Source organism: Abditibacteriota bacterium (assembly GCA_017552965.1).
Taxonomy (GTDB): Bacteria; Armatimonadota; UBA5829; order UBA5829; family UBA5829; genus RGIG7931.
In genome coordinates this window covers 1-8270 of sequence record JAFZNQ010000006.1, presented here as the reverse complement: position 1 = coordinate 8270, position 8270 = coordinate 1, and the positions used below count along the sequence as shown (strand labels likewise).

6 protein-coding genes are annotated in these 8270 nt (G+C 59.1%); 3 read left to right on the top strand and 3 right to left on the bottom strand.

The features are described from left to right. Nucleotides 1-336 precede the first annotated feature (336 nt). The 3 genes from IK083_00960 to IK083_00950 all read right to left on the bottom strand — a co-directional run bounded on the left by IK083_00960 (nt 337) and on the right by IK083_00950 (nt 5414). Nucleotides 337-2016: an S-layer homology domain-containing protein gene (locus IK083_00960; protein ID MBR4748129.1), complete on the bottom strand. Its 1680-nt coding sequence runs from the start codon at nt 2014-2016 to the stop codon at nt 337-339. A 1125-nt stretch (nt 2017-3141) separates the two neighbouring features. Continuing rightward, the gene (locus IK083_00955; GenBank protein MBR4748128.1) at nt 3142-4848 is read right to left on the bottom strand and encodes an S-layer homology domain-containing protein; all 1707 of its coding nucleotides are present in this window, start codon (nt 4846-4848) and stop codon (nt 3142-3144) included. A gap of 41 nt (nt 4849-4889) precedes the next feature. Then, nucleotides 4890-5414 carry a hypothetical protein gene (locus tag IK083_00950; GenBank protein ID MBR4748127.1) on the bottom strand — a complete coding sequence of 175 codons (525 nt, stop codon included), beginning with the start codon at nt 5412-5414 and terminating at the stop codon, nt 4890-4892. Between the two features lie 156 nt (nt 5415-5570). Between IK083_00950 and IK083_00945 the strand changes: the two genes are divergently transcribed. From IK083_00945 to IK083_00935, 3 genes are all read left to right on the top strand, one after another. Continuing rightward, nucleotides 5571-6035 carry an SRPBCC family protein gene (locus IK083_00945; protein MBR4748126.1) on the top strand — a complete coding sequence of 155 codons (465 nt, stop codon included), beginning with the start codon at nt 5571-5573 and terminating at the stop codon, nt 6033-6035. Further along, the gene (locus IK083_00940; GenBank protein MBR4748125.1) at nt 6035-6709 is read left to right on the top strand and encodes a metallophosphoesterase; all 675 of its coding nucleotides are present in this window, start codon (nt 6035-6037) and stop codon (nt 6707-6709) included. The genes IK083_00945 and IK083_00940 overlap by 1 nt, the downstream gene beginning before the upstream one ends. Before the next feature lie 103 nt (nt 6710-6812). After that, on the top strand, nt 6813-8270 hold a 1458-nt coding region (locus IK083_00935), incomplete at its 3' end, for a hypothetical protein (protein ID MBR4748124.1).

Sequence of the window (8270 nt, the reverse complement as noted above, 5' to 3'; positions counted from 1 at the left end):
GAGCCCGGGCCACGGACCGGCCCAACGGGACAAAACTCACTTTCTCCCGGCGGCCGGCAGGACGCCAAGGCGTCTGACACATGGCCGGCCGCGCCGAGATGACGCGGTGCTGAAGCATTTGCCCTCTCTGTCTGCGACAGAGCAACGAACGGGCAAACGGGTCCCGCCCGAGATCCCTTCCCCCAAATCGCGTAATGCTGACGCATTACATATGCTGCGATTTTCACCCCAAAAAATCTGCGATTTTTCGGGGACCCCGAAATTTGGGCCGGGATGACAAGAGAGTGTTCGGCGCAAAAAAAGAGCCCCTTGCGGGGCTCGCGGGAATTGCTTCCTTTAGAAATTGACGGTCAGCTGACCGGCAACTATGTGGCTGTTGCGATGATAGGTGTTGTTCAGATACTGATAGAGCATCTTGATCCGGGCGTTGTCGCCCACCTTGCGCTTCCAGCCCAGGGTGTAGGCTTCCTGCTTGCGGGCATCCTTGGCCTGCTCGTATTCGGCATACACGTTGTCCAGATCGGTCACGTCCCAGGCTGCGCCTGCCTTGAAGTATCTCATCTCGTCAAAGGTCTCGGGCAGAGCGTCGTCTATCTCGTCATACTTCTTGAATTCCCCGTATACCTTGATGGCGTCGGTGATGTTGTAAGAAGCCTCGGCGTGATAGCCCTTGTAGTTCTCGCCGGAGACGCCGAAGATATCGTCGGGCACGGTAAAGCCGTACCAGTTGGGGCCGACTCTCTTGTAGCCGGCGGCCACGGACAGCTTGTCGTTCTCAAAGCCCAGGGTGGCGTCCCAGTGCTCGGCAGAGCCGAAGTTCTTGTTGTACTTCTCCTTGAAGTATCCGCCGTCCACGTAGAACTGGCCGAAGGGCACATACAGGGTGCCGCCGTAGAACTTGACCTTGTCCACCTGGAAGGGGACCTTGTTCTCGGTGCCCAGCATATCGTATACGCCGGTGATGCGGGCGTCGCCGAAGTTGAAGCCCAGCTGCACGCCGCCGTTGCCGGAGACCTTCTGACCGCTCAGGTAGTATACCTGGTTGTCCGACCAGTCGTATACGGGGCGGTTGCCCCACACGCGGACGTCAAAGGCTCCGAAAGCCTTGCTGTAGTCAAAGCCTTCAAAGGCAAAGTTGCCGTCGTCCAGTCTCGCTATATCAAAATAGGAGCTTTCGGTGTCTCTCTGGAACAGGAACCTGTTCAGCTGGAAGGGCATGCGGCCTACTCTCACGTCGCCCCAGGTCTCGTCGGTGGAAGCAGCGTACATGTAGTAGGGGATGATGTCGGACAGGGTGTCATAAGGGGCTGCTAAGCCATTGTCCTTGTTCATCAGGTCGCCCATGACCAGAGTGGTGTACACGTTTACGTGGTCGTTCACTCTGCCCTTGATGTCCAGCTGCACGTCCTTGAAGAAGGACTGATGCCTCTTCAGAAACTTCTCGGTGGGGGCGCCGTCATAGTCGGGAGCCATCTTTCTGCCGCGGACGATGTCCTTGATCATAAAGCTGGCGGAGCCGGTGATCTTCACCCGGGCCTGCTCCTCTTCCAGAGCGGCCACGCGGCTCTTCAGAGCGGCCACGTCGGCCTTCAGCGCGTTCACGTCCACGCCCAGAGCAGCCAGCTCGGGCTGGAATTCGTCCACGAGAGCCTTGATCTTGTTGAGGGCGTCGGCGGTGGCCAGGCCGGACAGGTCCGGGTCTTCGCCGGGGACGTAGTCGCCCTTCAGCATATACTTGTCCAGGTCGGACTTTTTGGCAAAGCCGCTGACGTCCAGGCCTTCCTCGCCCAGGTAGGGCAGCAGGCGGGTCAGCACCAGGGCAAACTCGTAGCGGGTCATAGTCCTCTTGCCCTTGAATTCGCCGTCGGGATAGCCCACCAGAAGACCCACGGCCTCCAGCTCGCTGACAGCGTCATAGGCCCAGTGGTCGCGGGGCACGTCGGAAAACGTGGTCTGCGCCAGCACGGGAGCGGCCAGAGCAAACGCTATGGCCAGAATAAAGATAAGTTTTTTCATAATGTACCTCTTGAGGTTCCACGCCGTTTCGCAAGAGAGGGCAGTATCCGTGTTGCCTGCCGGAGCTTGCAGAAACAGCCTTGTAAACAATGTCTTTGTCATGTCCCGGGCACTCACAGCATACTCAAGAATGTGTCACCTCCTTTTTGGCTGCGCCCGCAGTGGTCATAACACATTTTTATTATAATTGTACAAGGGCCGATTGTCAAACAAAGATAGAAAATTTTCTCGTCATCCCGGCCAAAACGGCAGAGAGCGCGTTTGTCCCGTTCAACATCAGACGTCATCCCGGCGCCCGCGCCACGACCCCGCGTCATCCCGGCGGTGAGGGTCCATTGGGCCCTCACTCTCGGGGTCCCCGCGGCGGAGAGGAGGACATCTCTGTCCCGTTCAACATGAGACGTCATCTCGGCGGCAAGCCGTCAGGCTTGACGGTAAGAGATCCCCTCCGACAGAACCGCGAGCCCGGGCCACGGACCGGCCGGGGTGGGAGGGGCGAAGCCCCTGCTCAAGCCGAAGGGCAAGCATCGCCGTCAGGCGCAAGGCGGAAAAGGCAGAAATGCAGCTTCTTTTCTGCCCCGCCGCAGAGCGCAGCCCTGAGGCGCAGACGGGTGCAGGGCAGCCGGCCCTGGCCTCACCCCACAAAATCTATTCGATTTTGCGGGGGCCCCGAGGAGAGGGGGGTCCTGAAATGGTCCTCCCTGCCCGGGCGGGTGTGTACGGGGTCCCCGGCGAAAAAAGTTTCGCTGGGGCAAAGTATGCAATACCCGCGAAAAAAAGGGGGGTATGCGAAGGGGGGAAGCCCCCCTTGCCCGGACGAGCCGAGGAACGGAACGAGGAGAGGAAAGCAGTTTCAGCTACGGAACGGTCGGTGAGGCTTCTCGTCATTACCGAGGACCGGGTCCTCCCCGTCTGCCTTCTCACGCAAGCGTGAGCAAGGAAAAATCAGACGGGTCCCGCCCGAGATCCCTTCCCCCAAATCGCGTAATGCTGACGCATTACATATGTTGCGATTTTCACCCCAAAAAATCTGCGATTTTTCGGGGACCCCGAAATTTGGGCCGGGATGACGAGAGAGTTTTCGGCGCAAAAAAAGAGCCCCTTGCGGGGCTCGCGTGTACTCTGTCAGAAGCCTACTGTCAGCTGTCCTGCCACTATGTGGCTGGCCTGCGTGTTGCCGTATTTGACGTACTGATACAGCAGCTTGATCTTTGCATTGTCGCCCACCTTGCGGTTCCAGGCGGCGGTCCAGGCCTCCCGTTTGATGTCTGCCTCTCGGTCCACGGGGGAGTATCTGTAGTCGCCCCGCTCATATTTGGCGGACAGCCGGTCCAGGGGGCTCACGGTCCAGATCAGCTCTCCCTTGGCGTATTTCAGGTCGTGAAACCTGGAGCGCAGGGCGGGATCGTTGGCCTTGTAGCGCTTGTATGCGCCGTTGAGGGTGAAGGCTTCGCCGAACCTGTAGCTGCCCTCGGCAAACCAGCCCTTGTAGTTGTTGGCCACGGTGTAGAAGATCTTGTCGGCGCAGGACAGGCCGTCGTAGTTGTTCTCCACGGTCTTGTAGCCGGCTTTGGCGCTGAGCCTGCCGTTGTCGTAGCCCAGAGCGGCGTCCCACCAGTCGGCAGCCTTGACGCCCTTGTTGGGCTTCATGCGGAACCAGCCGCCGTCTGTGAAAAACTCTCCAAAGGGCACGTGGGCCGTGGCGCCGTAGTAGTCGATCTTGTCCACCACAAAGGGGACCCGGTTCTCGGCGGCCAGCCTGTCGTACACGGCGGTAAAGCGGGCGCCGCCCATATCAAGGCCCAGCTGGGCTCCGCCGTTGGCGGAGATCTTCTCGCCGCCGATATAAAACAGCTTTCTCTCGTTCCAGTCATACACCGGGCGGTTGCCCCACAGCCGGACATCCAGGGCGCCAAAGTCCTTGGAGTAGTCAAAGCCCTCCATCGCAAAGTTGTGGTCGTCCAGCCTCTCTATGTTGAAGCTGGCATTCTCGGTGCCCTTGCTGAAGACGTAGTTGTTGATCTGAAAAGGCATGCGGCCCACTCTGATTTGGCCCCATTTCTCATCGGTGGATACGGCGTAAAGGTAGTAGGGCACTATGTCGGCAAAGGTGTCGTATCTGGCTTCCCTGTTGATGTCCTTGTCCATGAGGTCGGTCATGACCAGGGTGGTAAACACGTTCACGTGGTCGTTCACTCTGCCCCTGATGTCGATCTGCACGTCCTTGTAGTAGGCCTGGTGTCTCCGGAACATCTTTTCCACCGGGTACCGGGCGTCATAGTCTATGGCGGGGGAATCGCCGCCGATCACGCCCTGCACCATAAAGTTGGCCGTGCCGGTCACCTTGATCCGGGCCTGCTCCTCTTCCAGCTGGGCGGCCCGTCTCTTCAGGGTGCCCACGTCTGCCTTCAGCAGGTCCACGTCCAGATCCAGCGCCGCCAGCTCCGGAGCAAATTCGTCTATGAGCGCCTGCAGCCTGCTGAGGGCGCCGGTGTCGGCAAAAAGGGACAGCTCGATGATGTCTCCGCGCTTCACTCCGTCCCGGAGGGCGTAGGGCTCCAGGTCGGACTTCCGGGCGTAGCCGGACAGGTCCTGCTCTTCTCCCGTCAGCAGGGGCAGGAGACGGGCGATCACCATGGCAAATTCGTAGCGGGTCAGGGTCCTCTTGCCCTTGAACTCTCCGTCGGGATAGCCTATCACCAGTCCCAGGTCTTCCAGCTCGCTGACAGCGTCATAGGCCCAGTGGTCCCGGGGCAGGTCGGAAAAGGCGCTTTGGGCGCACAGGGGAGCAGCCAGGACCAGCAAGGCTGCCAGGATCGTCAAATGCTTCATGTTCATCCTCTTATGGGGGGCGGCCGGGGCCGCCTGTCTGTTTATTTGTTGGTCTGTTTGCCGGGAGCCTGCTTGCGCTCCGGCTTTTCTTCTTCCTTGTCCAGGCCGTTTTTGGTGATAAAGCGGGCCACTTCCTCCGTACACTTGGCGGCGTTGCGGGCGCGCACTGTCATGCCGCCCTTCCAGACGTTGTCGGGAAAAGCGTTCATCAGGTCGTCGTTGCCGGTGCCGGCGTCCCCTCTGTAGGTGCAGAAGGGGATGATGGTCCTGCCCTGTATCCTCTGGGCCTTCAAAAACGAAAAGAGTATCCGGGGCGCCGAGCCGCACCACACGGGATAGCCCAGTATGATGGTGTCATACAGGCTCAGATTGAGCTTGCTTTTCAGGAGAGGCCACTCGCCGTCCCTTTTTTCCCTGTAGGCCCGGAACAGACATTTCAGGAAAAAGCGCGAATACCGCTTGGCGGGGACTATGACCTGGGTATCGCAGTTCAGCTGGCGGCTGATCTCCTTTGCCACAGCCTTGGTGGTGCCTGTCCGCGAATAATAGATAACTATGGGGTTCATAGCGTCACCTCCTACCATTTATGTATATTATATATTATCTTACTTTATTTGTCAAATATTTGGGCCCGCCGGCGATTTTTTTTGGTTTTTTTCGGGTTTGCAAGGCGGGCCGAAAAAAGGTATAATATAGTTATGACTATATCAAGAGAGGTGCTTATGTCACAGGTCAATACGTCTATCATCATCCACGCCCCCGTGGACAAGGTGTACGCCTTTTCTAAAGAGGTGGACAAATTTCCCGAATTCATGCCCGATATGAAGAGCATAGAAATATTGGACAGGACTCCCACCGACACCGGAGTGCAGTATCTCAGCCGTTGGGTGGGCTCCATCCAGAAGTTCAATCTCACAGTCAAGTGGGAGGAGACGGACCTCTGGGACGACAGCCGCAGGGTGTGCGAGTTCTTCATGCCCGAGGGCCGGGGCGACTACGAGGTGTACCGTGGCGTCTGGGAATTCGAGGACATGGGCGGCGGCGACACCCTGGTGAAGCTGGCCATGGAAGTGGAATACAACGTGCCCATGGTGGGCGGCATCATCAAAAAGCTCATAGCCAAGCTGGTCAGGGAAAACGCCGACGGCATGCTGGGCGCCATCAAAGAGCAGGTCGAAAAGGCCTGATGGCTGTCTTCGGCATCAGCGACCTGCACCTGCACTCCGCCGTCCCGGACAAGGAGATGTCCGTGTTCGGCAGCCACTGGAAAAACCATGCCGACAAGATCAGGGCCGCCTGGGAGCAGACCGTGTCTCCCGACGACGTGGTGCTGGTGCCCGGGGACGTGTCCTGGGCCCTGAAGCTGCCCGACGCCATGCCGGATCTGGAATTCGTGGCTTCCCTGCCGGGGACCAAGGTCCTGGTCCGGGGCAATCACGAGCTGTGGTGGCACCGCAAGCAGACCGCCCGGCTCCGGCGCACGGTCCCCGGCAGCCTCATACTGCTGCAGGGTGACGCCGTGGAGATAGGCGGCTGCTGGTTCGCCGGCACCCGAGGCTGGCGCCGGGAGGACAAGACCCGCTCCGCCGACCCTGCCATCTGGAACAGGGAGCTCTGTTATCTGGCCCGGGCCATAGACGCCATGGGGGAGGGCACCCGGGTGGTGCTGATGCACTATCCGCCCTTTGACGACAACATGCAGCACAACGATTTTGCCCGGCTGCTGTGGAGCTCCGGAGTGGACATGGTGGTATATGGCCACATCCACGGCGGCGAGTATATGGACGGCCTCATCAACGGTGTGGAATACAGATACGTGGCCGCCGACGGGCTGGACTTCGTTCCCCGCAGGCTGCTGTGAGGGGCCCGGAAAATTTTTTCAAAAAAATAATTTTTTTCATTGACTATTTCCCGGTCGATGTGATATGCTTTAATTGTATAATACCTTAATCGGAGTATATGCTATGTTCAGAAAAAGCTTAAGGCTCATGAGCCTTGTCACGGCGTGCATCATGCTTTCCAGCATCCTGGCCTCCGCCGCAAGCGCTGCTGTAGCCACACTGGTTTCACCCAAATCCAAGACTCTCGACGGACGGATGGTGGACGTGACCGTCAGCTATGACAGCGAGTCCGCCAATGTGAAGATCGACACCGTGGTCCTTTACATTGACAGCAAGATATATGAGAAGAAGAGATTGGACGTGCCTTCGCAGAAGGGCATCGTGTCCTTTGACTGGGACACCGCTCCCTATTCCAGAGGCCAGCACCTGATGGAGGTCAAGCTCTACGCGGGCAACAAGATAGTCACCTCCGTGTCCGGCAGCGGCATCGTGTCCGATCAGATATTTGACAACACTGCTCCCGTGGTCAGCTTTGAGAACCTGAAGGACAGCGACGTCATCAGCGGCAAAAAGGTGATCTCCATCAATGCCAAGGACAACAGCGGCGAGGCTCCCATAGTCAGCCTGCTGGTGGACAAGAAGCTGAAGCTCATGCAGAACAACGCTCCCTACACCTACACCCTGGACACCACGGCTCTGGAGGACGGCGAGCACTTCATCGATATATACGCCTTTGACAACGACGGCAATCAGAGCGACAGGATCTCCTACAAGGTAGTGGTCAACAACGGCGGTACCGCCCTGGCCAACCTGGATGCTCCTTCCGTCAAGGTTGACGCCGCTCCTTCCGTCAAGGCCGGCGCCGAAGTCGGCGCCGCCAGAGAAGACTCTGCCGGCATCAGCGCTGCAGTAGTGGCCGGCGGCAAGGATTCTTCCGCTGCCCTGAGCGCCGGTTCCGCCGGTGTGTTTGACAAGGGCAACGGCGCTCCCGCTCCCGTGCTGGCTCCCGCCGAGAAGGCCGGCGTGCAGAACGAGCAGATAGAGACCGCTTCCGGCATCAAGACCGGCTCCCTGCAGGCCATGCCCGTGGCTTCCATGCCCGAGGTCACCGCAGAGGCCAAGGCTGCCGCTCCCGTCAGCCTGCCCGTGGCTGCTCTCAGCGCAGTAGGCGTCAGCCAGACTCCTTCCGCCAAGCTGATGGCCCGGGCCGACACAGGCAAGGTCGCAGTCAGCGCTCCCGTGGATCTGGACGTTCCCAAGGTGGCCGAGGCCGACCTGGGCACCCCCTACAAGGTAGCCAAGGCCGACATCTCCCAGAAGGTAGCCCTCGCTACTGCCGAGCGCACCAACCTGGTGCTGCCTCAGAGCGGCAAGGCCAAGATCAGAGACATAGTCAACGCCAACGGCGGCGTGGTGCTGTGGGACGGCAAGACCAAGACTGTCACCGCCTACATCAACAACGTCAAGGTAGAGATGACCATCGGCTCCAGGACCATCAAGGTCAACGGCAAGAGCCTCACGGTCAATATGATACCCAAGATCCAGAACGGCAGGACCATCATCGACGTGTCCGACCTGAAG